Source organism: Bradyrhizobium nivariense (assembly GCF_029846695.2).
GTDB lineage: Bacteria > Pseudomonadota > Alphaproteobacteria > Rhizobiales > Xanthobacteraceae > Bradyrhizobium.
The window spans coordinates 90,533-112,881 of record NZ_JARWCR020000013.1; the positions used below are offsets into that span (position 1 = coordinate 90,533).

Annotated in this window: 23 protein-coding genes; 18 read left to right on the plus strand and 5 right to left on the minus strand. The window is 63.2% G+C overall.

Translation table 11 applies throughout. The features are described from left to right. Window positions 1-63 precede the first annotated feature (63 nt). On the plus strand, window positions 64-1,092 hold the full coding sequence (locus QCM77_RS13425) for an ABC transporter ATP-binding protein (RefSeq protein ID WP_279664324.1): 1,029 nt from the start codon (window positions 64-66) through the stop codon (window positions 1,090-1,092). Window positions 1,093-1,293: 201 nt separating this feature from the next. Further along, a complete protein-coding gene (locus QCM77_RS13430) occupies window positions 1,294-1,512 on the plus strand; it encodes a hypothetical protein (protein ID WP_279664323.1) in 219 nt (72 codons plus the stop codon). A gap of 351 nt (window positions 1,513-1,863) precedes the next feature. Here QCM77_RS13430 and QCM77_RS13435 read toward each other — a convergent pair whose 3' ends face one another. Further along, window positions 1,864-2,484, minus strand: a complete 621-nt coding sequence (locus QCM77_RS13435) for a LysR family transcriptional regulator (RefSeq protein WP_279664322.1) — start codon at window positions 2,482-2,484, stop codon at window positions 1,864-1,866. Between the two features lie 128 nt (window positions 2,485-2,612). On the opposite strand from QCM77_RS13435, the gene QCM77_RS13440 reads away from it, so the two are divergent. After that, complete coding sequence (locus tag QCM77_RS13440; RefSeq protein WP_279664320.1) at window positions 2,613-3,005, plus strand: RidA family protein; 393 nt, start codon at window positions 2,613-2,615, stop codon at window positions 3,003-3,005. Between the two features lie 47 nt (window positions 3,006-3,052). Beyond that, a complete protein-coding gene (locus tag QCM77_RS13445; protein ID WP_279664319.1) occupies window positions 3,053-3,757 on the plus strand; it encodes an L-2-amino-thiazoline-4-carboxylic acid hydrolase in 705 nt (234 codons plus the stop codon). A 251-nt stretch (window positions 3,758-4,008) separates the two neighbouring features. Here the strand turns inward: QCM77_RS13445 and QCM77_RS13450 are convergent, their stop codons facing one another. The 4 genes from QCM77_RS13450 to QCM77_RS13465 all read right to left on the minus strand — a co-directional run bounded on the left by QCM77_RS13450 (window position 4,009) and on the right by QCM77_RS13465 (window position 8,126). Then, window positions 4,009-5,037 carry an ABC transporter permease gene (locus tag QCM77_RS13450; RefSeq protein WP_279664318.1) on the minus strand — a complete coding sequence of 343 codons (1,029 nt, stop codon included), beginning with the start codon at window positions 5,035-5,037 and terminating at the stop codon, window positions 4,009-4,011. A 12-nt stretch (window positions 5,038-5,049) separates the two neighbouring features. After that, window positions 5,050-6,552: a sugar ABC transporter ATP-binding protein gene (locus tag QCM77_RS13455; RefSeq protein WP_279664317.1), complete on the minus strand. Its 1,503-nt coding sequence runs from the start codon at window positions 6,550-6,552 to the stop codon at window positions 5,050-5,052. Between the two features lie 6 nt (window positions 6,553-6,558). Beyond that, window positions 6,559-7,581: a sugar ABC transporter substrate-binding protein gene (locus tag QCM77_RS13460; RefSeq protein ID WP_279664316.1), complete on the minus strand. Its 1,023-nt coding sequence runs from the start codon at window positions 7,579-7,581 to the stop codon at window positions 6,559-6,561. 140 nt (window positions 7,582-7,721) lie between these two features. After that, the gene (locus QCM77_RS13465; RefSeq protein WP_279664315.1) at window positions 7,722-8,126 is read right to left on the minus strand and encodes a globin; all 405 of its coding nucleotides are present in this window, start codon (window positions 8,124-8,126) and stop codon (window positions 7,722-7,724) included. 492 nt (window positions 8,127-8,618) lie between these two features. Between QCM77_RS13465 and QCM77_RS13470 the strand changes: the two genes are divergently transcribed. The 14 genes from QCM77_RS13470 (at window position 8,619) to QCM77_RS13535 (ending at window position 22,335) form a co-directional block, all read left to right on the plus strand. After that, complete coding sequence (locus QCM77_RS13470; RefSeq protein WP_279664314.1) at window positions 8,619-8,993, plus strand: DUF2946 domain-containing protein; 375 nt, start codon at window positions 8,619-8,621, stop codon at window positions 8,991-8,993. Window positions 8,994-9,052: 59 nt separating this feature from the next. After that, a complete protein-coding gene (locus tag QCM77_RS13475; protein WP_279664313.1) occupies window positions 9,053-10,054 on the plus strand; it encodes a hypothetical protein in 1,002 nt (333 codons plus the stop codon). Window positions 10,055-10,057: 3 nt separating this feature from the next. Further along, on the plus strand, window positions 10,058-10,408 hold the full coding sequence (locus tag QCM77_RS13480) for a copper resistance CopC family protein (protein WP_279664312.1): 351 nt from the start codon (window positions 10,058-10,060) through the stop codon (window positions 10,406-10,408). A gap of 13 nt (window positions 10,409-10,421) precedes the next feature. Continuing rightward, a complete protein-coding gene (gene copD / locus QCM77_RS13485) occupies window positions 10,422-11,354 on the plus strand; it encodes a copper homeostasis membrane protein CopD (RefSeq protein ID WP_279664311.1) in 933 nt (310 codons plus the stop codon). Between the two features lie 174 nt (window positions 11,355-11,528). Beyond that, on the plus strand, window positions 11,529-11,903 hold the full coding sequence (locus QCM77_RS13490; protein WP_279664309.1) for a DUF2946 family protein: 375 nt from the start codon (window positions 11,529-11,531) through the stop codon (window positions 11,901-11,903). A gap of 86 nt (window positions 11,904-11,989) precedes the next feature. Continuing rightward, window positions 11,990-14,401: a TonB-dependent receptor family protein gene (locus tag QCM77_RS13495; protein WP_279664308.1), complete on the plus strand. Its 2,412-nt coding sequence runs from the start codon at window positions 11,990-11,992 to the stop codon at window positions 14,399-14,401. Window positions 14,402-14,427: 26 nt separating this feature from the next. Then, entirely contained in the window at window positions 14,428-15,639 is a 1,212-nt protein-coding gene (locus QCM77_RS13500) for a sialidase family protein (protein WP_279664307.1), read from the plus strand. Next, the gene (locus QCM77_RS13505) at window positions 15,636-16,133 is read left to right on the plus strand and encodes a TlpA family protein disulfide reductase (RefSeq protein ID WP_279664306.1); all 498 of its coding nucleotides are present in this window, start codon (window positions 15,636-15,638) and stop codon (window positions 16,131-16,133) included. Before QCM77_RS13500 ends, QCM77_RS13505 begins: the two co-directional genes overlap by 4 nt. Window positions 16,134-16,161: 28 nt before the next feature. Continuing rightward, window positions 16,162-16,683 carry a copper chaperone PCu(A)C gene (locus tag QCM77_RS13510; RefSeq protein WP_279664305.1) on the plus strand — a complete coding sequence of 174 codons (522 nt, stop codon included), beginning with the start codon at window positions 16,162-16,164 and terminating at the stop codon, window positions 16,681-16,683. A 32-nt stretch (window positions 16,684-16,715) separates the two neighbouring features. After that, on the plus strand, window positions 16,716-17,234 hold the full coding sequence (locus tag QCM77_RS13515; protein WP_279664304.1) for a YcnI family copper-binding membrane protein: 519 nt from the start codon (window positions 16,716-16,718) through the stop codon (window positions 17,232-17,234). Next, window positions 17,234-18,796 (plus strand): copper resistance CopC/CopD family protein, encoded by a 1,563-nt coding sequence (locus tag QCM77_RS13520; protein ID WP_279664303.1) that lies wholly within the window; start codon window positions 17,234-17,236, stop codon window positions 18,794-18,796. The genes QCM77_RS13515 and QCM77_RS13520 overlap by 1 nt, the downstream gene beginning before the upstream one ends. Window positions 18,797-18,949: 153 nt before the next feature. Beyond that, window positions 18,950-20,269 carry a proline--tRNA ligase gene (gene proS / locus QCM77_RS13525; RefSeq protein WP_279664302.1) on the plus strand — a complete coding sequence of 440 codons (1,320 nt, stop codon included), beginning with the start codon at window positions 18,950-18,952 and terminating at the stop codon, window positions 20,267-20,269. Between the two features lie 73 nt (window positions 20,270-20,342). Next, complete coding sequence (locus QCM77_RS13530; RefSeq protein ID WP_279664301.1) at window positions 20,343-21,623, plus strand: lipoprotein-releasing ABC transporter permease subunit; 1,281 nt, start codon at window positions 20,343-20,345, stop codon at window positions 21,621-21,623. A 7-nt stretch (window positions 21,624-21,630) separates the two neighbouring features. Further along, complete coding sequence (locus QCM77_RS13535; RefSeq protein WP_279664300.1) at window positions 21,631-22,335, plus strand: ABC transporter ATP-binding protein; 705 nt, start codon at window positions 21,631-21,633, stop codon at window positions 22,333-22,335. Window positions 22,336-22,349: the final 14 nt, after the last annotated feature.

The following is a 22,349-nucleotide window of genomic DNA, read 5'->3' on the forward strand; positions in this document are numbered from 1 at the left end:
GAGCGGGAGAGGGAGCCCAGTGCCGACGCCGCCGCATCGTGCACACGATATGCGATTGCCCTGATGCATAGGGGCGGGGCAGATGACGTCATTCTCAGTGTCGAGGATCTTGCGGTTCATTTTCCGGTGGGCGGCGGCTGGCTCGGCCGCGACCGGCGGGTTCTCCGCGCCGTGGACGGAGTCGATCTCACGCTGAAACGGGGCGAATGCCTCGGCCTCGTCGGCGAGTCCGGCTCCGGCAAATCCACGGTCGCATTGTCGATCCTTGGTCTCCAGACGCCGACGCGCGGCCGCATCGTGGTGGACGGGCAGGTCGTGACGGGCCGGCCTGCTGGCGATCGAAAGGCGCTGGCCCGCACCGTGCAGATGGTGTTTCAGGATCCCTACGCCTCGCTCAATCCGCGCCAGACCGTTCGCCGCACGTTAGAGGATCCCCTGCGTGTGCACGGCGTGACCGCCGCAAGCGAGATCGAGGACCGCGTTGCGACCATGCTGCGGCATGTCGGCCTGCGGCCCGAACAGGCCGACCGCTACCCGCATGAATTCTCCGGCGGCCAGCGCCAGCGTATCGGCATTGCCCGTGCGCTGATCCTCAACCCCAAAATCGTCATCTGCGACGAACCGGTGTCGGCGCTCGACGTCTCGATCCGCGCCCAGATCATCAATCTGCTGCTGGAATTGAAGGACACGCTCGGCCTCTCCTACATCATGATCAGCCACGACCTCGGCGTCGTCGAGCACATGAGCGACCGCGTCGCCGTGATGTATCTCGGCCGCATCGTCGAGAACGGCGACTGGCGCGAGATCTTCGAACGTCCCGCGCACCCCTATACGCAAGCCCTGATCGCCGCCATTCCCGATCCGCTGCACCACGCGCCGCTGGCGACGACAGGTGGCGACCTTCCCAATCCGCTCAATCCGCCGAATGGATGCGCGTTCAGCCCGCGGTGTCGGTACGCCGAGGCTGTGTGTCGGAGCGAGCCGGGTCCGTCGCTGGAAACGCGAGCTGACGGGCACGCGGTGAGGTGTTGGCGAAGTGAGGAGATTGCGGGGCAGATGGTATTGGCCTCGGCCGAGGGAGGGCATCCCTAGGATTGAGGGCGTCTCCGTTGTGGGTCAATCGCGCCGTTCTAGTCGCCCGCTAGTCACTTCCGGTCTCACCCGATAGGCGAACGATTTTGGGAGCCCGCCCATGGGCAATCGCGCGGGGTTGATCCTTGGGACAGTCCGATCGCTTACGCCCTATTTTCATGTGTGCTACCTAGTTGGGTAGCAACATGGGAGAGGCAGATCATGACCGACGATCAGATCAATCTCGTCGTTCAGCACCTTTGCGAGCACTTGCACTTGACGCTCCGATTGAAGGGTAGCGAGGCACATCCACCAAACGCGAAGGATATTGGATTCGATCCGGCCGCTGTAAGAACTGTATTGCTGACTTGCTTGCGTTCGGCGGGTGTCACGATGCACCACAAGGCGGTCGGGGAGAGCGAAGAGCCGCCGTGGTCGTAACCGCAAAACGCGGGACAGAAGCCCCGCGCGAATGTCTCAGTTGGGTCAGCAGCCGAAGGCCGAAATCTGCTGACAATGGGGCGTGCCCGACTAAGGACTTTGAAAATCTTCCAGCAGAATTACTTGAGCAATTGCCGCTTGTCCGCCGGCAAATCAGACCCGCCAAAGCAATATTTCTCGTCGCATGGTTGGCGGCCTTCGTCCTAATTGCTTCGGCCCCTTTCAGGCCACCCCATCACTAACTTGGCGCTCCCCCGGCACGCGATCGGCGCCATGATGGAATTGTGCCGGTGCCTTGCCCGAGGTATCAAACGTCGTCGCGGCGAGACTATCAATTGCCGGTCGGGCCCATCATCTGCTGCCGACCAGACGAGGGCGGCGGTCCGCCAACCGGTTCTCGGCCGGCAGGGCGCGCAGCCAGTCGCGTAAACTGACGATCTCGGGGCAATCCGCGGTGCCTTCAGGCGCAATCAGCCTATCACCGGGGCCCGATCCCTCATTGACACGGTCGCAGCGATAGCCCGGATGGTGGCCGAGACCGCGGGCGATCAGCAGGTCGACCTTGCCCTCGACCAATTCGTGCAGGCCGGCGGGCTGCAGCACGCGCAAACCGATCCCCGCATGCGCGCTGCGAAACGCCGCCAGATCGAGGCGGCGCAGGTCGAAGCTGCCATGGACCCCCAATTGCAGCAGCACCGCACCTGCCGGTTTCAATCGCGAGGTCGCTTCCGCAATGTGGCGAAAGCCTTCAGAGACCCCGGGCAGATAGGCCTGACCGGCCGCAGTCAGGATGAGCTGCTTATGTAGCCGCTCGAACAGCTGCACGCCGAGGCGCGCCTCCAGCGCTTTCACCTGCTGCCCAATGGCGGCGGGGGTCACGTGCAGCTCGTGCGCGGCGAGCTTGAAGCTGAGATGCCGGGAAGCGGCCTCGAAGGCGCGGAGCGCGTTGAGTGGTGGAAGGATGTAGGTCATCGCGCACCATTTTGACACTGACGGGCCGTGGCCTTGCAATAGATTTTCTTGCGCTGAGCCGCAGCAATGATGCTTTGCGAAGCCGTGACGTCGCCGGATACGGTCGATCCGCAATCCGGAGAAACCCTATGCCCCCAGCTCACCTCGTCAGCCACAATCCCGCAACGGTCCACGCTCCCGCCGGCGGCTACAGCATGGGACTTGAACTGACGCAGCATCGCCGCCTGTTGTTCATCAGCGGCCAGGTGCCCGAGAGATCCGACGGCACCGTGCCCGAAGGTTTTGAGGCGCAGTGCGAGCAGGCCTGGCGCAACGTGATGGAGGTGCTCGCCGCCGCCGGCCTTGGCGTCGAGCATCTGGTCAAGGTCAACACGTTCCTGACCGACCGCAATCAACTCGTGACCAACCGCACCATCCGTCGCGCGATGCTGGGGGAACACCAGCCCGCGCTGACGGTCGTGATCGCCGAGACCGTCGACAGCAAATGGCTGCTGGAGATCGAGGCGATCGCCGCGGAATGAAACCGGCTTCGCCGACCTTGCAATGAGCCGATGATATCAGGTGTCCAATGGCTGCGAACATTCATCCTTTCTACGAGACGCATCGGGGCATTATGGAAGCCGCCATGCGCGATCGGCTCGACCTTGCTGATGCGATGTTGCGCGAGCGCGCGCATCTCACCGGCATCGACGGGATCAGGCGGGAGGTGATGGACGAGTTCGAAATCGTGCTCGCCCAAATGCCCTATGTCGGTGGCGCGGCAAGCCGCATGAGCGATTTCTTCATGCGTCTCTTGGGCTTCATGGCCATCAGCCGGGTGCTGCGGCGGCACGGCGTGCCGCTGCCTGTGATCGGCGAGATCGAGCGGGAAACCTACAAGGCGCAATTGCTCACTGTATCAGAAGCGGAGCGTCTCGCCTCGGGGCGTCAATTCATGTCGCCAGAGAACCAGGCTCTGCTGCGCGAGCAGGCGGCAGAAAGCATTACTGAAAGCCATCAGAAGGATTTTCCGGAAGATTTCGTCTACGATTTCGTCGAGCCTGATACGGGCGACAGCTTTGAATTTGGCATCAACTACAAGGCTTGCGGCTTCTGCAAACTCGCGGGGCGCCATGGCGACAAGGATATTCTGCCGAACATCTGCGGGCTCGATTTCGTCGCCTACGCAGCGCGAGGCATCCGCCTGGAAAGGACGCAAACATTGGCGGGCGGTGCGAGCCACTGCAATTTCCGGTTCTCGCGGCTTCCGCTGGATGCGACGGCGCAGAGTTAAGCCGCGTTTCCGTACCCGCGATCAAGATGGCCGCGGATTGCTTCGTTGCGCTCGCAATGACGGAGCTTGGTGCGTGGTCCTGAGCCGACCGACGCCCACCACCATGATGACACCGTGCTCCTGTTTTGCCCGACGAGTCAAATGTCGGCGCGGTCGCACTCACTCAATCGCGGGTTTGGTAAGCGGCTGAACTTCCTCACAGTTTCTACTGTGCATGGGGTTGTTTTCGCGTTTTTTGTTTTGCGGGCCATCTAATCCGCCGCTTTTTCCCGCAGCCGCTGGGCATAGACATTGATGACCAGCGCCGCCAACAGGATCAGGCCGCGGATCAGGATCTTCAAAAAGCTGTCGATGTTGACGTGGTCGAGGCCGTTGTTGAGAACACCGAGAACGAAGAGCCCGACGATGGTGTTGCCGATGCCGCCGCGGCCGCCGAACAGGCTGGTGCCGCCGACCACGACGGCGGCGATGGAATCGAGCAGATAGGTGTCGAACTCGTTCTGCTGCGCGCTGCCGAAATGGGCGACGCCGAGCATGCCGCCGATGCCGGAGCACACCGCCGAGATCACCATCACCGCGCCGAGAATGAGCTTGACGTTGAGGCCGGAATATTCGGCCGCCTCGCGGTTGCCGCCGACCATGTAGACGTAGCGGCCGAAGCGCGTATAGGTCAGCACCAGGTGGCCGCCGAGCAGCATGATGGCGGCGACGATGACAATCCAGGGAATGCCACCGATCGAGCCCGAGCCGAGCGTGGTGATCAGGCCGGGCACCTTGTAGGCGATCTGGCCGCGCACCAGCAGCGCCGAGATGCCGGCTGCGATCTGCATCATCGCCAGCGTCATGATGAAGGAGGGGATGCCGATCACGGTCAGCCCCAGCGCATTGACGAGGCCGAGCAACGCGCAGAGCAGGATGGCCAGCAGGATCGCGGCGGCGCCGGGCAGGGGAATGTTGGGAATGTTGACGTAGGATTCCTGGAGCGTGAAGTAGGCGACCGCGATGCCCGTGACGTTGGCGATGCTGGCGATCGAGAGGTCGATCTCGGCGCAGAGGATCACGAAGGTGAGGCCGACGGCGATGATTCCTGTGACCGACACCTGCGTCAGGATGTTGCCGAGATTGTCCAGTGTCGCGAAGGAAGGGCTGGCGAGGGCGAAGAAGCCGGACAGAAAGATCAGGGTGAGGAACGGGGCGATGTTGCGCATCTGCGAGCGCAGGAAGGGCCCAAGGCCCCGCGCTCGCCGACCTGTCGCCAAAGCCGTCTCACTGCTCACCATGATACTTCTCCGTCACGCCGCTTCCAGCAGGCGGTCCTTGCTGACTGGCTCGTTCTTGAATTCCCGCACCATTGCGCCGCGCTTGAGCACGAGGATGCGGTCGGCCAGCGACAGCACCGTTTCCGGCTCGGTCGACAGCACGATGATCGCGAGCCCCCTCGCGCGGAGATCGCGGACGATGTTGATGACGTCGTTCTTGGCGCCGACATCCATGCCGCGGGTCGGCTCGCACAGCACCAGCAGTTTTGGCGGATAGGTCAGCCATTTCGCCAGCGCGACCTTCTGCTGGTTGCCGCCGGAGAGCATGCCGAGATCGAGGCCGACCACCGGCGGCCTGATCTGCAACTGCTCGACCTGGCGCTGGGCGATGTCGCGCTCCTGCGCCGGCTTGAGCAGCAACGCCGAGATGCGATCGAGAATGCTGATCGAGATGTTCTTGTAGACCGGCTCCTGGTGAAACAGCATGTCGCGCCGGCTCTCCGGCACCAGCGCCACGCCGGCGCGCCGCGCCGCGGCCGTGCTGGCGAAGGTTTTGGCCTTGCCCTCGACCGCGAGCGTGCCGCCGTCCGGCTTCAGCTTGCCGAACAGGATGCGCGACAGCTCCTGCTGGCCGCAGCCCATGAAACCGTAGATGCCGAGCACTTCGCCGGCGCGGGCCTCGAAGGAGATGTCCTTCAGGCTGCGGGCCAGCGACAGCTGGTCGACTTTCAGGACCACCGAGCTGCCGCTCGGCCGCGGCAGCATCAGATCGTCGCTATAGCTGTGCTCGAGCGCTTCGCCGCCGCGGCCGATCATGGCCTCGATCAGTGCGCCCTTGCTGGTCGCAGCACTTGCTGTTTCCGCGACCTTGCGCCCGTTGCGGAACACGGTCACCGTGTCGGACACGCGCAAGATGTCCTCGATGAAATGCGAGATGAAGACGATTGCCGTGCCTTCCTCGCGCAAGCGCCGCAGCGTTGCGAACAGCCGCTCGACCTCGGGCGGGGAGAGGGCGGAGGTCGGCTCGTCCAGGATGACGATGCGCGCGCCGGAGAACAGCACGCGCGCGATCTCGATCAGCTGCTGGAGCCCGATCGGGAGGTCGCCGAGCCGCGACATCGGATCGACGTCGATGCCGAAGCGGGCGAGCTGCTCGCCGGCCTCGCGCGCCATGCGCCGCCATTGCACGAGGCCAAGCCGGTTGGTCGGCTGATTGCCCAAAAACACGTTCTCAGCGACCGTGAGGTCGGGCGCGACAGAGAGCTCCTGATGCACCATGGCGATGCCGGCGGCGTGCGCATCGCGGGCCGAGCGGAAATGCGTCTGCTGTCCGTCGATCAGGAAGCGGCCGGAGAATTCGGTGTGCACGCCGGCGATGATCTTCATCAGCGTGCTTTTTCCCGCGCCGTTCTCGCCGACGAGACCATGGATCTCGCCGGGTGAGAGCGCAAAGTCGACACCACGAAGCGCCTCGACGCCGCCGAAGCTCTTCGTGATGCCCTGCAGTTCCAGGATGGGCGAACGATCCTCTCGCATGGAGGCTCAGATCAGGAAGTGATCCTGCATCCACTGCATCCCGGCGGCGTTGGCCTTGGTCACGACCGGACCGTCGGTGACGACGTTCTTGGGGATGCCTTGCCCGCTCTTCTCGCCTCCGGCGACCGCTGACACGCCCGCGATGACGGCGCCGCCGTGGATACGGCAGGACGGATTGCGCACGGTTGCGAACATCCGGCCTTCGCTCACGGCCTGGATCGCCGGCGGCATCGCATCCACGCCGCCGATCAGGATGTTGGTGCGGCCCCGCGCCTTCATGATGTTGGCGGCGGCGAGCGCCATGTCGTCATTGTGGAAGAACGCCGCGTCGATCTGCGGATACTTCGTCAGGTAGGTTTCCCAGAGACGTGCGGTCTTGGACACATCCCAGTCGGCCGGCTGGGTGTCGAGCACCTCGATCCCAGGGAATTGCTTCACGACATTGTTGAAGCCCTTCGCCCGTCCTTGCGCGCCGGTATGGCCGAGCGCGCCCTGGGTCATGATGATCTTGCCCTTGCCGCCCATGGCGTTGCACAGAGCCTGCGTCACGGACGCGCCCATGAACTCGTTGTCGGGGGCGAGGAAGGAGTGGACGTTGATCTGGTCGAGCGGCGCAATCAGCGTATCCATGTCGATGACGGGCGTGCCCGCGTCGATCATCTTCTGCACGGGCTGGGTGAGGGTGCCGATGCCAAAAGCCTGGATCGCGACGAAATCCCATTTCTGCGAGGCCATGTTGTCGATTGCCGCGCGCTGCTTCACGGCATCGAGCTGGCCGTCGAACCAGGTGACCTCGACATTGAACAGCTTGCCCCAGAACTCCGCGGCCTGCTTGCCCTGTGCGCACCAGGTCGCCTGGAGCCCTGCATTGGAGAAGGCCGCCTTCAGCGGCTTCTCCGATCGTCCGACTTCGGCCGCAAGGGCAGGGTTTATGCCCATGCCGCCGAGGATGGCAGTTGCGGCGCCGGCGGTCGCTGCCGCCTGAAGAAGATCGCGCCTGGTCGTCGAGAAATCTTTCGTCCCGGACATCGCTCGCTCCCATAAAATTTTATCGTCGGCGCGTCATTGATTGCGCGACCGATACGGAAAGTGTCTCACAAGAGTTGGTGGCACTCAATCTGCAATCAACGGTGGGATCGCAGCAAGCCGCGTTGGTGCAGCGCAAAGCGTCAGGCCGGGACGCCCGCGAACGCGTCGATCTCGATGAGCAGTCGGTCCCATGCCTGCGCGATGTCCGGCGACCATTCATCGCCGAGAAGGTCGCGCAGCGTATCCCTGATGACGGCGAAGAAGGCGATGAACAGCTCGCGCGGCGTGCCGTAGCCATCGTGCGAGGCGACCTCGCAGGCGATCAGCCGGAAATACCCGCGACGCATTCCGGCGAAGTCGAGGATCGCCTCGATGGTCAGCGCGAGCATCGATCCCATCACGAGCTCGCTGCCTTGCGTGCGCAACATCGCCCGCGTTTCGGGATGCGCTTCGAACAGCCGTTGGTAGACGAGCGGCGTGAGATCGGCGCAGCGCAAGGCCGCGAGTTCAAAGCTCCGTTCGATCGGATTGGGAGAAGCATTCATCGGCGCTTCAGCCACGCAGGCAAAAAAAGAGCGGGGCCCTAGCCCCGCTCGAAAATTGTGTCGACCCTATTATCCCCGATTCTAAGATTTGATCTTGATTGGCGGGGCGACGCTACGTTTTGCGCGTCAGGGGCTCCTCCCGAGACTTGGACCACCAGACTTCGACCTCGCGGTCGGTCTGAACAAGAGGGATGCTAGATCAACTTTTCTCACTTGTCATCATTTTCAGCAACGAATGTTCAAAATTCGAGCAATTGACGAAATGATCGGGCTTTCGGTCTCGTAAGCATATGACAAACATAAGAAATCTGTGGATGGGGCAGGTTGCGCGACTGCCTCAAATGCCGGAGGTCCCCCGCCGTGGGGCGGTCCGATCACAGTTTTTGATAAATTTGCGCTGGGCCAAGAGCTGGGCCAAGAAGAGGGTGGAACTGACCTCGACTTGGCTCCCTGCGCGGTGTTTAGTTGGCAGACGAACGAATGGTTCGGCGGATGCGCGCACGGCTGCAAAAATTCTTACCCCTGGTCCTGCTCGCCCTGGTGATGCAGGTGCTGGCGCCGATTGCCGCCTGTCTGGCGGCCGGCCAGGCCGTGGCCAATCCGCTTTCTGCCGCCGTCATCTGCCACAGCGCGAGCGAGCAGGGCGGTCTGAACGACCCGACCGGAACGCCGACCGCACATGGCGCTGGGTGTGCGCTTTGTTGTCTGGCGCAGGCCAATGCGTCGCTCGATTCGCCGCCGCAGCTTGCGCTCGCCATTCCCTTCCGCCACGCCGAGCGCGTGATGTGGCGCGACGCGGGTGCTGTCATCTTCATTTTCCGCGACGGATCCAACGCCCAGGCGCGCGCACCACCGCAGGCGACGTGAGAGCTTCGCGGCCAGACCCTGGCTGCTCGAACTGACACGTCAATCTGCGGAGACCTTCGATGTCGATCTCTAACGCGCGTGCGGGCCTTTGGGGCGCCGCGATCGCGCTCATTCCTTTTTCCAGCGGCGTAGCCCACGAAATCGTCGGCAACCGCTTCTTTCCGGCGACGCTCGGCATCGACGATCCCGGCGTCAACGACGAGCTCTCGCTTCCCACCTTCGACAGCTTCAAGACCGGCGATGTTCCGCCCGTTCGGCAGCGCGACGTGTCCGGAGAGTTTTCGAAGCGAATCACCGAGGATTTCGCGATCTCGTTTGGCTCGACCTACACCTTCCTCGGTCCGATCGACGCGACGGTGCCCGGGGCCAACGGGTTCCAGAATTTGGAGACCACGTTCAAGTACCGGGTGTTCAAGGATCCCACGCATGAATTCGTGATGTCGGTAGGTTTGAGCGTGGAATGGGGCGGGACGGGCGCGCAAAGCGTGGGAGCGGATCCGTTCAACACCTACACGCCTACGATCTATTTCGGCAAAGGCCTTGGCGATCTTCCTGACACACTCTCCTGGCTTCGGCCGGTCGCGATCACGGGCCAGGTTGGCTACGCCATCCCGGGTCGGAACTTCACCACCAGCTTCGGGATCGACCCGGACACGGGATTGAGCACCGCCGACACCGAATTCCATCCACGCGTGCTGAACTGGGGCGGCACCATCCAGTACAGCATGCCTTATCTGAAATCGGCGGTCGTCGATCTCGGTCTGCCGGATTTCATCGACCATCTGATTCCACTCGTCGAAGCCAACCTGCAGACACCGATGGCGAACACCATCACCTCGGGCACGACGACGACGGGAACGATCAATCCCGGCGTAATCTGGGTCGGCAACAAATTTCAAGTTGCCATGGAGGCGCTGATCCCGATCAATCGGCAAAGCGGAACCAATGTCGGCTTTATCGCTCAATTGCATTTGTATCTGGACGACATCGACCCGCGCGGGATCGGCAAGCCGATTTTCGGGGGAGCCGTCCAGCCCGCAAGCCCCTTTGCAAGGAATTGATCCATGCTGCGCTTAATTCCGGGCCTGCTGCTCCTGACTTTCCTGACGGCTAGCGGAGCACGCGCCCACGCTTTTCTCGATCATGCCGAGCCGCGTGTCGGCAACAAGGTCGGAAGCCCTCCGAGAGAGGTCATACTCTGGTTCACGCAGAAACTGGAACCGGCCTTCAGTTTCGTCACGGTGACCGGTCCTTCCGGACAACGCGTCGATGCCGGCAAGGCGCGCGTCGGCGGCAACCAGATGTCGGTCTCACTGAAGGGTGGTGGTGCGGGCACCTACCACGTGAACTGGCGCGTGTTGTCGGTGGATACCCATACGACCGATGGGAGCTTCACCTTCGAGGTTGGTCCTTAAGGCGTTATTGCCGATGGATTGGTCCGCAGCTGGGGCGCCTTTGGTTGCAACGCGTGCTGTGCATTTCGCGGCAACTGCGATCATGGCGGGAAATATCCTCTTTCGTACCGTGATCGCCGAGCCCGCTTTGTACCCCGAAGCCAGAGTGCCCGCCGTGTTCCGCACCCAGGCACAACGGGTCTCGTGCTTCAGTCTTGCCGTTGCCGTGATCTCCGGTGTGATCTGGCTGTTGCTTCAGTCGGCCGCAATGAGTGGGTTGCCGCTCGAAGATGCATTGACTGCGGATGTATTATCTACGGTCGTCAACGAAACGCAGTTCGGCGAGGTGATGATCATCCGGGTGGGCTTTGCAATCTTGGTAGCCGCTTGCTTGGCTTCCGACCGCGGACCAATCGTACAACGGCTTGGACTGACAGCCTCACTCGCGTTCGCGGCTAGCCTTGCCTGGACAGGCCATGCCGCCGCTACGGTCGGCGCAATGGGCTATTTGCATCTTGTGGCAGATGCGGTCCATCTGATTGCGGCCGCGGCATGGCTGGGCGGCTTGGTGCCGCTGATCCTGCTGCTGGCCGCCGCCCGCCGTGACAACGCCAAACCGCTCGCCCGCGATGCGGTCGAGCGGTTTTCGACGCTGGGCATCATTAGCGTGATGGCGCTCATGCTCTCGGGCTTGATCAATACCGCCATCCTGGTTGGCTCCTTTCGCGTACTTTTCGCCACCAGCTACGGACAAGTGCTGCTGCTGAAGCTCGCTGTGTTCGCGATCATGCTGGCGCTCGCGACGATCAACCGCCTGTTGCTGACACCTCGGCTTGCCCAGCCTGGCGCGGGTGGGCTGCGGTCGCTGACACGCAACAGCGCTATCGAGCTGGCCCTTGGCCTTGCCGTCATCGCCATTGTTGGGCTGCTGGGCACGCTGCACCCCGCCATTCACTTCGTGATGTGAATCAATGACAGGAAGAGCCTACCGGTGCAGCACCGGCTCACGCGCGGCTTGCCTGGCAAGGCTGAAGGACAGTCATTCCCGAGGAGATTGTCCTGAGGCAATCAGGGCCGAGATACGATCTCGACACTGCCCCTACTTGGTGTTTAGTTGGCAGACGAACGAATGGTTCGGTGGATGCGCGCACGGCTGCAAAAATTCCTACCCCTGGTCCTGCTCGCCCTGGTGCTGCAGGTGCTGGCGCCGATTGCTGCCTGTCTGGCGGCCGGCCAGGCCGTGGCCAATCCGCTTTCTGCCGCCGTCATCTGCCACAGCCCGAGCGAGCAGGGCGGCCTGAACGACCAGAACGGTGCACCGGCCGCGCATGGAGGCGCCTGCGCACTATGCTGCCTGGCGCAGGTGGGCGCGTCACTCGATTCGCCGCCGCAAGCCGCGCTCCCCATTCCCTTCCGCCATGCCGAGCGCGTGGTGTGGCACGCGGCGGAGGCATCCACCGTCGCGGTGCATAAAGGCACAAACGCCCAGGCGCGCGCGCCGCCGCAATTTTCCTGACGACCCTCGGTGTCGCCGCGGCCCCGTCCGCCGGCGATTGATGTTGTCAATTGGCCGGCGATGGTTGCCGGCGTCAGGAATGCCCCATGTTACGTTGTCATGCCCGCCGCGGCGTGAGCGTTGTCGCCGTTCAGGCCGCGCTGCTTGCGTCGTCGAGCGGAGTCTTTGCCCAAAGCGGCAATACGGAGCTGCCGGCGGTGACCGTCGATGCGCCGGCGGCCGCCCGTCCCAAACCAGCGGTGACCCGGCCATCGCGACTTCGCTCCGCTTCGGCGGGCCGCGCCGCGAGGCCCGTTATGCCGAACGCGAACGTCAGCGCACCGACGCAAAGCAGGGCAGTGACTGCCGGTGCAGCCCGAGATGGTCTCAATCAGGCGCCTGCGGGACAGACTGCGACGACCATCGATCGCAGCCAGTTCGACAATCGCCCGTCGTTTTCGGTCAGCGACGTCCTGCGGGACAGTCCGGGCATCTCGATCAAGCAGGGGAATGGCCCGCGCGATTTCGGCATCTCGATTCGCGGATCCAACGCCCGGAACGGCTTTGGCATCCGCAATCTCGTGATCTTCGACGACGGCTTTCCGGTGACGCAGCCGGACGGCCTGTCGCGGAGCGACCTGATTGATCCTCATGCCTATGGCGCGATCGATGTGGTCCGCGGCCCCTCGTCGGCGCTTTACGGGAATTACGCGACCGGCGGTGCGCTCAACTTCCGAACACGGCCCGGCAGCACGATCGACGGCGTCGAATATGGCGTCGACAGCGGCAGCTACGGTTATCTCAACAACTACCTGGCCGCCGGCAAGAGGGTCGGGAATTTCGAGGGCTCGCTGTTCGCAAGCGACACGCGGGGTGACGGCTACATCGGCAATAGCTGGTTCAATACGCAGACTGTCAACTTCCTCGGTACGCTCAAGGCGACGCCGGACGACCGTTTCACGGTCAAGATCATCAACAACGACCTGAGCGCACGGCTGCCGATCCGGCAGTCTCTGAACCAGTATTATCAGAACCCTTTCCAGCAGGGATGTGCGACTGGCGTCTCGGCCGCGGCTGGATGTGGTACGATCTTGCTGAACAACAACGGCTTCAACGCGACCGCGGGAACCGACAAGGAGACGGCTGTGCAGGCCGGGCTCGGCCGCAACGACCGGCGGACCATCGTCGGTGGTCGATGGGAGCACGATTTCGACAATACGACGACCTGGCGAAACCAGTTCGTCTTTGACGACAGGAACATCAGCCAGCCGACCGGCACGACCAGCGCGATCGGAGATTTCCCCTCGTACAATTTCATGAGCGACCTCACCAAGCGGGGCGAGATTGTCGGCCTGGAGTCGACCACGTTCTTCGGTGCCTTCTACAACACCCTGACAGCCTCGAGCGATACGCGGAATGTGATGCCGGGAGGAAACGCCACGCTCGGCAGGATCACGAACAACCTCTACAGCGAAACGTCTAATTACGGCTTGCGCGCGCGTGAGGAACTGAGGTTGACACCATCGCTGCTCGCCGTTGCCGGCATCGGCTGGGAGCAGACCGTGCTGAAGGGAATAAACACGGCATACAGCTACTCCGGTCCGACGGGCGTGCTGGATACTCCGAAGATTACCGCCGCGGACAGGCAATTCCAGAACACGGCGCCTGAACTGGCCTTGCTTTATACGGTCAACAGCGAATGGCTGCTCAGGGGCCGGGTTGCCACGGGGTACGGCACACCGCAGGTCTCGAATCTCTTCGTCGTTCAGACGGGATTGTCGGGCAACAATACCCAGCTCCAGGCTCAGAAGAATCTTGGCTACGACCTCGGTTTCGACTGGACGCCGAACAGCACGCTCAAGGTCAGCGCGACCGGCTTCTACGAGTTTTTCCGCGACGAGCTCGTATCGCAGGCAACGCGTGCTGGTTCGCCCAACACGAGCTATACGTTCAACGCGCCGCGCTCGGAGCATCGTGGCATCGAGCTTGCGGCCGACTGGAAGTTCTATCCGGGCTGGCGGTTCATGGCGGCGTACACCTATCTCGACGAGGTCTACACCGAGTATGTCGAGAACATCACCAATGTCGGTATATTCAGCTTCAACCGGGCAGGCAACAAGATCCCCGGAATCTCGCCTAACGAGCTGACGGCACAGGTTGGCTACGATGAGTTCGCCGGGCCGCTGGCAGGTCTTGGGGGCTTCGTCGAGGTCCAGTGGAAGGATTCGTTCTACATGGACAATGCAAATCTGCTTAAGGCGCCCGGCTATGAACTGGTCAATGTGAACGTTCACTACAAGACCGATCTAGTGTCCGACACCTTCAGATCCCTCAACCTGTTTCTCGAAGTCCGAAACGTACTCGACCGTACCTACGTTGCTTCGGCAAACAACATCACCAATACGGTGACGACGGCCGGCCTTCAAAATCCTGCGAGTGTGCTCGCAAACACAACGGGATCCATCTACGCGGGCTCGCCGCGCACGTTCGTTGCGGGTATGAAGGTGGCGTTCAGATGATCCGGGCTCTCGGACGGAGTAGGACCATGACCCGAAGTGGCTTGCGCGGGATGGTCGCTCTTGCGTTCCTGCAAGGTGCGGCGCTCGCGCAGATGCACGGTCAGCATGCATCCGAAGCGGCGTGTGAGGGGCCGACGCTGCGTTGCGCGACCAAGGTCACGCCCGCCTTCGGTCAGGACGGAACGCTGTGGCTCGCCTGGATGGCGGGCGGGCAGGTCTCGGTTGCGAGTTCGCAGGATGCAGGGCGAACCTTCTCGGCCCCGATCCAGGTCACGACGAAGCGGCTCAACCTCGATTGGGGGCCGGATGCCCGGCCGAAGATCGTGGTCGATCGCAAGGGCGGCATCGCCCTCGCATTCTCGATCTTCAGAGACGAGGCATTCAACGGTCAGGTGCTCTACACGCGCTCGGCCGACGGGGGAAAGAGCTTTGCGGAGCCGAAGCCGATCACCGCAAACAACGAGAGCCAGCGTTTTGAGGCGCTGGCGCTCGATCAGGATGGCACTGTCTTCGCGGCCTGGCTCGACAAGCGCAATCGTGTCCCTGCGAAGGAAGCGGGACGGAAATACGAAGGGGCTGGGCTGTTCTTTGCCTCGTCGCGCGATGGCGGCGCCACCTACGCCGAGGCCAGTCTCGCGCGTGACAACACCTGCGAATGTTGCCGATTGGGGCTGACATTCGCGGCGCCGGGGCGGCCGGTCGTGATCTTCAGGAACATCTTCGAGGGTGGCGTGCGCGACCACGCGGTCATGACGTTCACCGACGTCTCGACGCCGGGTGAAATCCATCGGGTGAGCAATGACGATTGGCAGATCAACGCCTGTCCGCATCACGGGCCGAGCCTCACCGTTGCGCCGAATGGGACCTATCACGTCGCCTGGTACACGAACGGGAAGGCGCGGAAGGGCTTGTTCTATGCCCACTCGCGCGACGAAGGCCGCACCTTCTCGGCGCCGATGGTACTGGGGCAGCTGGGCCGCAATCCGACACGCCCTTACGTGCTTGCGGGCGCGACGGGAACGGTGATGGTCTGGAAGGAGTTTGATGGCGAGAAGACCTCGGTCCAGATGACAATCTCTCGTGACGACGGCGAGACGTGGTCTCCGCCGAAGTCGATATCGAGCACGACCGATACATCCGATCATCCCTTGCTCGTTTCCAATGGCCGACAGACCTACCTGTCATGGATGACGAAGGCGGACGGCTATCGTCTCACAGCAATCGAGGACCAGCCATGAAACGTCGGTTTGTGGGCCTTCTGGGCCTCGGGATCTTGATCGCATCAGTGTCTGTGCTAGGAGCGGCGCCAGCCCTGAAGCCGTTCGAGCGCGGCACGTGGCAAAGCGTGCTTAAGGGGCATGCGGGTCGCCCGACGCTCGTGCATTTCTGGGGGGTAACCTGCGGGCCCTGCAAGGTCGAACTGCCGCTGCTTGGGCAGTTTGCAAAGGACCATCCCGGGATCGACGTCGTCACGATCAGCGCGGATCTCGTGCCGAACCTGCCGGCGGCGACGCAATCGATGCTCGACAGAGCGGGGCTGTCGTCGACCGAAAACTTCATCTTCTACGACGGCTTTGTCGAGCGTTTGCGGTTCGAGATCGATCCTGCCTGGCAGGGTGACATTCCCCGGACAATGCTCGTCGCTCGGGATGGGACCATCACGACGATCGAAGGTTCGGCCGAGATGGCCGACCTCGAAAAATGGTCGGCGCTACAACTCTCCACACACTGAAAGTCAATCTACAAACGGGAAGACCGATATGAAGACCATGTTGAAAGATGTGCTGTTCGCGGCGTTCGCTCTCGCGCTCTGCGCGGCACCCGCATCGGCCGACGACGTCAAGGCGGGCGATCTTGTCATCTCGCAGGCCTGGAGCCGGGCGACGCCGGGCGGCGCCAAGGTCGCCGGCGGCTATCTCACCATCGAGAACAAGGGCGCAGCGGCCGACAAGCTGGTCAGCGTTTCCGCCGATATCGCGGGGAAGGCGGAGGTCCACGAGATGGCGATGGACAACGGCGTGATGAAGATGCGCCTGCTCGACAAGGGCCTCGTGATCGATCCCGGCAAGACGGTGAAGTTCGCTCCCGGCGGCTATCATCTCATGCTTCAGGAGCTGAAGGGCCCCTTCAAGCAGGGCGACAAGGTGCCGGTGACGCTTCAGTTCGAGAAGGCCGGCAAGGTCGCCGTCTCGCTCGACGTCCAGGGCGTCGGCGCCCAGGCGCCCGGCGACGGCGGGCACATGATGAAGAAAATGCCCGATCATTCGGGAATGAAGATGTGACGCCCATGATCTGGACCTTCGGGAGACCGAACATGTCGAAGCGAATTTGGCTGATTTTTCTGGGCGCATTTGCGGCAACGCCGGCGACTGCGCACGTCTTCCTCGAAGGCAAGCAGGCGACTGTGGGGGGATCGTACAAAGCCGTCTTCGCCGTGCCGCACGGTTGCGCCGGCTCACCCACTGTGAAAATCCGGGTGCAGATTCCGGAAGGCGTGATAGCGGTGAAGCCGATGCCGAAGGCAGGCTGGAACGTCGATGTCGTCGAGGGCAAATACGCCGGCGAATACGACTATCACGGCAACAAGCTCTCCTCCGGCGTCAAGGAGGTGACTTGGTCCGGCGGCAAGCTGCCCGACAAGAACTATGACGAGTTCGTCATGCACACGGCCTTGACCGACACGCTCAAGCCGAACACGATCCTGTACTTCCCTGTCGTTCAGGAATGCGAGACCGGCGTCAGCCGCTGGATCGAGATTCCGGCGGAGGGGGCGGGGCATTCGCAGGAAGGCAAATCGCCGGCACCAGGCGTGAAACTCCTGCCAAAACCCTGATGCGCCTGCTCGCCGCGCTCGCGACGCTGCTCCTCTTTGTCGGCTTCGCGACCGGCGCCTCGGCGCATGCGGCGCTCGTCGCGGTCGAGCCGGTGAGCGGCAGCATGCTCGCGAGCGCGCCGCAGGCGGTGGAGCTGCGCTTCAACGAGGCGGTCACGCCCGGCGCGATCCAATTGATCGACGGCGCGGGCAGGCCGCGGGATGATGTGCGCGTTGACGCATCGGGCGAGACCATCTCGGTTGCGATGCCGCCGGATCTGCCGCAGGGCACCGCGGTCGTCAGCTATCGCGTGATCTCGCAGGACGGCCATCCCGTCGCGGGATCGGTGATCTTCTCGATCGGCATGCCGACGGGAACGCAACCTCCCGCAAACGCGGAGGGCGGATTGAACGTGCTGATCTGGCTGGCGCGGGTCGGCCTCTATCTCGGCCTGTTCGTCGGGGTCGGCGGCGTATTCTTCGCGCGCTGGGTTGCGTGGTCGACGACTGGCATAACCGTTCCGCGCGTGGCGCTCGCGATCGGCCTCCCGAGCGCGGTGGTGTCCCTTGGTGCGTTGGGGCTTGATCTCCTTGGGCTACCGCTATCAGCTCTCCCAACATCCGCTCCCTGGAAGATCGCATCCGCGACCAGTGCGGGCCCCGCCTTGCTGGTCGCCATCCTCGCCATGTTGTTCGCGCTGATGGCGCTGCGTGGCGGCTGGCACGCGCGTGCTCTTACGCTCATCGCGTTTGTCGGCGTCGGCTTGTCGCTGGCCATGACCGGCCACGCGGCAACGGCGCCGCCCGAGGCGCTGACGCGGCCTGCGATCTTCCTGCATGGCCTCGCGGTTGCCTTCTGGATTGGCGCGCTGGCCCCGCTCGCTGCACTTGTATCGAAGTCGCCAGCCGCGGCTTTGCCAGTCGTGAATCGCTTCTCCCGCATCGCCGCGCCGGTCGTTGGCGTTCTCGCATTGACCGGCCTCGCGCTCGCCTTCGTCCAGCTTGAAAAGCTGTCAGCATTGGTCGAGACCCGCTACGGACTGATCCTCTCGATCAAGCTCGCGCTGGTTCTCGCGCTGCTGGCGCTTGCCGCGCTCAACCGCTTTCGCCTGACCCCGGCGCTCGCGGGGGATCACAAGGCCGCGCCGGCCCTGAAGCGCTCGATCGTGCTCGAATGCGCCATTGCGCTCGGCATCTTCGCAATCGTGGCCGGCTGGCGCTTCACGCCGCCGCCGCGGACGATCGTTCCGGAGACGCCGCTGGCGATCCACATCCACACTGACAGAGCGATGTTCCAGGTCCTGGTCTCGCCGGGTAAGGCGGGTATCGACGATTTCGTGCTGCAGCTCATGACCGGCGAGGGAGCGGTGCTTGAGGCCAAGGAGGCGACGCTGACGCTGAGCCTGCCCGAACGCGGCATCGAGCCGATGGAGCGGAACGCCTTGCTCGGGCCCGACGGCTACTGGCACGTGCGCAAGGTCGAGCTACCCTTCGCGGGCCGTTGGCATATGCGGATCGACGCGCTGGTGACCGATTTCGAGAAGATCACGCTCGAAGACGAACTCGAGGTGGCACCGCCCTGAACCCGGCTCTTCGGCACTTCACGCCGAACTTGAAGTCGACGGAAAAATGACAGGAATTCCGCTGTGTTAGCGGCTTTTCCTCATTCCCGGTCTTGTGTTTTGGCTCCCAATCCGGTTTCACTGCAAGCCGTCACTGATTCCTCGAGTATTGCCATGCGGTTGTCGCGGTTCTTTCTGCCCATCCTGAAGGAAAATCCGAAAGAGGCCGAGATCGTCTCGCATCGGCTGATGCTGCGCGCCGGCATGATCCGGCAGGAGGCCGCCGGCATCTATGCCTGGCTGCCGCTCGGCTTCCGCGTCTTGAAGAAGATCGAGCAGATCGTGCGCGAGGAGCAGGACCGCTCCGGCGCGCTGGAACTGTTGATGCCGACGCTCCAGCTTGCCGACCTCTGGCGCGAGAGCGGCCGCTACGATGCCTATGGCCCCGAGATGCTGCGCATCGCCGACCGCCATAAACGCGAGCTTTTGTACGGGCCGACCAACGAGGAAATGATCACCGAGATCTTCCGCGCCTACGTCAAGTCCTACAAGAGCCTGCCGCTCAATCTTTATCATATCCAATGGAAATTCCGCGACGAGCAGCGTCCGCGTTTCGGCGTGATGCGCGGCCGCGAGTTCCTGATGAAGGACGCCTATTCGTTCGACCTCAACGAAGCCGCGGCGCGGGTCGCCTACAACAAGATGTTCGTGGCGTATTTGCGCACCTTCGCGCGGATGGGGCTGAAGGCGATCCCGATGCGCGCCGAGACCGGTCCGATCGGCGGCGATCTCAGCCACGAGTTCATCGTGCTCGCCGAGACCGGCGAATCCGGCGTGTTCATCAATCGCGACGTGCTGGACCTGCCGGTGCCGGGCGAGGACGTCGACTATGAGAGCGATTTGACGCCGATCATCAAGCAATGGACCTCGGTCTATGCGGCGACGGAAGACGTTCACGACGCCGCGCGCTTCGAGCAGGAAGTGCCCGCGGACAAGCGCGTGAACACCCGCGGTATCGAGGTCGGGCAGATCTTCTATTTCGGCACGAAGTATTCCGACGCGATGAAGGCGCTGGTGGCGGGCCCCGACGGTGTCGACGTGCCGATCCACGGCGGCTCCTACGGCGTCGGCGTCTCCCGCCTGCTCGGCGCCATCATCGAGGCCTGCCACGACGATGCCGGCATCAAATGGCCGGAGGCCGTTGCCCCGTTCCGCGTGTCGATTCTCAACCTCAAGCAGGGCGATGCCGCGGTCGATGCGGCCTGCGAGAAGCTCTATGCGGAGCTTTCCGCCAAGGGCGTCGACGTGCTCTACGACGACACCGACCAGCGCGCCGGGGCCAAATTCGCCGCCGCCGACCTGATCGGCATTCCCTGGCAGATCATGATCGGGCCGAAGGGGCTCGCCGACGGCAAGATCGAGATCAAGCGGCGAAGTGACGGCGCCCGCGAGACTATGTCGCCTGCGGACGCGGTCGCCCGGCTGGTCGGCTGAATATTGTTCATCGCCCGAGATCGCGGCCGCCAATCCGGCCACATTTGACCCCGAATCATGGGATTATCGAGCGATGGATGAGACCATGACCGAAACCGTACAAACCGCGCCTTTTGCGCCATTCGAGTGGATGCTGTCAGCGCGCTATTTGCGGGCGCGCCGCAAGGAGGGATTCATCTCGGTCATTGCCGGGTTCTCCTTTCTCGGCATCATGCTGGGCGTGGCGACGCTGATCATCGTCATGGCCGTGATGAACGGCTTCCGCAAGGAGCTGCTCGACAAGATCCTGGGGCTCAACGGCCACATCCTGGTCCAGCCGCTGGAATCGCCGCTGACCGACTGGAAGGACGTCGCCGACCGCCTCAGCCAGGTCCAGGGCATCCGGCTCGCCGCGCCCGTGGTGGACGGCCAGGCGCTGGCGTCATCGCCTTGGAACGCCTCCGGCGTCCTGGTACGCGGCATCCGCTCCGACGACCTCAACAACCTCACCTCGATCGCCAAGAACATCAAGCAGGGCTCGCTCGAGGGCTTTGACGACGGGCAGGGGGTCGCGATCGGCCGGCGCCTCGCCGACCAGCTGTCGCTGCACGCCGGCGACAGCATCACGCTGGTGGCGCCGAAGGGAGCAGTCACGCCGATGGGCACGACGCCGCGCATCAAGCCGTACAAGATCGCCGCGGTGTTCGAGATCGGCATGTCCGAGTATGATCTCGGCTTCGTGTTCATGCCGCTCGCGGAGGCGCAGGCCTATTTCAACCGCAGCAACGATGTCACCTCGATCGAGGTCTTCACCACCAATCCGGATCAGATCGTCGCTTTCCGCCAGGCCGTGACGGAGGCGGCGGGCCGGCCGGTGTTCCTGGTGGACTGGCGCCAGCGCAACTCGACCTTCTTCAACGCGCTCCAGGTCGAGCGCAACGTGATGTTCCTGATCCTCACCATGATCGTGCTGGTCGCGGCGCTCAACATCGTCTCCGGCCTGATCATGCTGGTGAAGGACAAGGGCAGCGACATCGCGATCCTGCGCACGATGGGGGCCTCGCAAGGCTCGATCATGCGCATCTTCCTGATCACGGGCGCCTCGATCGGCGTGGTCGGTACGATGGTCGGCTTCTTCGTCGGACTGCTGATCTGCCTCAACATCGAGTCGATCAGGCAATTCCTGTCCTGGCTGACCAGCACCGAGCTGTTTTCGCCGGAGCTCTATTTCCTGTCGAAGCTGCCCGCCGAGATCGACGTCGGCGAGACCTCGGCCGTCGTCATCATGGCGCTGACGCTGTCGTTCCTGGCGACTCTGTATCCGTCCTGGCGGGCCGCACGCCTCGATCCCGTCGAAGCGCTGCGGTACGAGTGAGGGGCTGATGGAGAGCCAGCAGGGGGCGGAAGATGTACCGGTCATTTATCTCCACGAGATAAAGCGGCAGTACTTGCAGGGCGAGGTGCCGCTGACGATCCTCGACGGCGCCAAGCTGGCGCTATGGGCGGGGCAATCCGTGGCGCTGGTGGCGCCGTCGGGCTCGGGCAAGTCGACGCTGCTGCACATTGCGGGGCTGTTGGAAGCGCCCGATTCCGGCGAGGTCTACGTCAATGGCGCGCCGACCTCGCAACTGCCCGATATCGAGCGCACCCAGCTTCGCCGCACCGATATCGGCTTCGTCTACCAGTCCCACCGGCTGCTGCCGGAGTTCTCGGCGCTGGAGAACGTCATGCTGCCGCAGATGATCCGCGGCCTCAAGAAGTCCGAGAGCGTCAAGCGCGCCAAGGAGATACTGGGCTATCTCGGCCTCGGCGACCGCATCACGCATCGCCCCGCCGAGCTGTCGGGTGGCGAGCAGCAGCGCGTTGCAATCGCACGCGCGGTGGCCAATGCACCGCGGGTGCTGTTTGCGGACGAGCCGACCGGCAATCTCGATCCGCACACCGCGGACCACGTCTTCCAGGCCCTGATGCAGCTCGTCAAGGCGACCAAGGTCTCCATGCTGATCGCGACCCACAACATGGAGCTCGCCGGCCGCATGGACCGCCGCGTGTCGCTGTCGAACGGCCAGGTGGTCGAGCTCGAGTAAAAAGCGCGAAAACA

Excerpts from the sequence above, each read along its gene's own strand:
- QCM77_RS13425 (WP_279664324.1), top strand. The coding sequence starts at position 64 with ATGCATAGGGGCGGGGCAGATGACGTCATTCTCAGTGTCGAGGATCTT.
- QCM77_RS13430 (WP_279664323.1), top strand. The coding sequence starts at position 1,294 with ATGACCGACGATCAGATCAATCTCGTCGTTCAGCACCTTTGCGAGCAC.
- QCM77_RS13435 (WP_279664322.1), bottom strand. The coding sequence starts at position 2,484 with ATGACCTACATCCTTCCACCACTCAACGCGCTCCGCGCCTTCGAGGCC.
- QCM77_RS13440 (WP_279664320.1), top strand. The coding sequence starts at position 2,613 with ATGCCCCCAGCTCACCTCGTCAGCCACAATCCCGCAACGGTCCACGCT.
- QCM77_RS13445 (WP_279664319.1), top strand. The coding sequence starts at position 3,053 with ATGGCTGCGAACATTCATCCTTTCTACGAGACGCATCGGGGCATTATG.
- QCM77_RS13450 (WP_279664318.1), bottom strand. The coding sequence starts at position 5,037 with ATGGTGAGCAGTGAGACGGCTTTGGCGACAGGTCGGCGAGCGCGGGGC.
- QCM77_RS13455 (WP_279664317.1), bottom strand. The coding sequence starts at position 6,552 with ATGCGAGAGGATCGTTCGCCCATCCTGGAACTGCAGGGCATCACGAAG.
- QCM77_RS13460 (WP_279664316.1), bottom strand. The coding sequence starts at position 7,581 with ATGTCCGGGACGAAAGATTTCTCGACGACCAGGCGCGATCTTCTTCAG.
- QCM77_RS13465 (WP_279664315.1), bottom strand. The coding sequence starts at position 8,126 with ATGAATGCTTCTCCCAATCCGATCGAACGGAGCTTTGAACTCGCGGCC.
- QCM77_RS13470 (WP_279664314.1), top strand. The coding sequence starts at position 8,619 with ATGCGCGCACGGCTGCAAAAATTCTTACCCCTGGTCCTGCTCGCCCTG.
- QCM77_RS13475 (WP_279664313.1), top strand. The coding sequence starts at position 9,053 with ATGTCGATCTCTAACGCGCGTGCGGGCCTTTGGGGCGCCGCGATCGCG.
- QCM77_RS13480 (WP_279664312.1), top strand. The coding sequence starts at position 10,058 with ATGCTGCGCTTAATTCCGGGCCTGCTGCTCCTGACTTTCCTGACGGCT.
- copD (WP_279664311.1), top strand. The coding sequence starts at position 10,422 with ATGGATTGGTCCGCAGCTGGGGCGCCTTTGGTTGCAACGCGTGCTGTG.
- QCM77_RS13490 (WP_279664309.1), top strand. The coding sequence starts at position 11,529 with ATGCGCGCACGGCTGCAAAAATTCCTACCCCTGGTCCTGCTCGCCCTG.
- QCM77_RS13495 (WP_279664308.1), top strand. The coding sequence starts at position 11,990 with ATGTTACGTTGTCATGCCCGCCGCGGCGTGAGCGTTGTCGCCGTTCAG.
- QCM77_RS13500 (WP_279664307.1), top strand. The coding sequence starts at position 14,428 with ATGACCCGAAGTGGCTTGCGCGGGATGGTCGCTCTTGCGTTCCTGCAA.
- QCM77_RS13505 (WP_279664306.1), top strand. The coding sequence starts at position 15,636 with ATGAAACGTCGGTTTGTGGGCCTTCTGGGCCTCGGGATCTTGATCGCA.
- QCM77_RS13510 (WP_279664305.1), top strand. The coding sequence starts at position 16,162 with ATGAAGACCATGTTGAAAGATGTGCTGTTCGCGGCGTTCGCTCTCGCG.
- QCM77_RS13515 (WP_279664304.1), top strand. The coding sequence starts at position 16,716 with ATGTCGAAGCGAATTTGGCTGATTTTTCTGGGCGCATTTGCGGCAACG.
- QCM77_RS13520 (WP_279664303.1), top strand. The coding sequence starts at position 17,234 with ATGCGCCTGCTCGCCGCGCTCGCGACGCTGCTCCTCTTTGTCGGCTTC.
- proS (WP_279664302.1), top strand. The coding sequence starts at position 18,950 with ATGCGGTTGTCGCGGTTCTTTCTGCCCATCCTGAAGGAAAATCCGAAA.
- QCM77_RS13530 (WP_279664301.1), top strand. The coding sequence starts at position 20,343 with ATGGATGAGACCATGACCGAAACCGTACAAACCGCGCCTTTTGCGCCA.
- QCM77_RS13535 (WP_279664300.1), top strand. The coding sequence starts at position 21,631 with ATGGAGAGCCAGCAGGGGGCGGAAGATGTACCGGTCATTTATCTCCAC.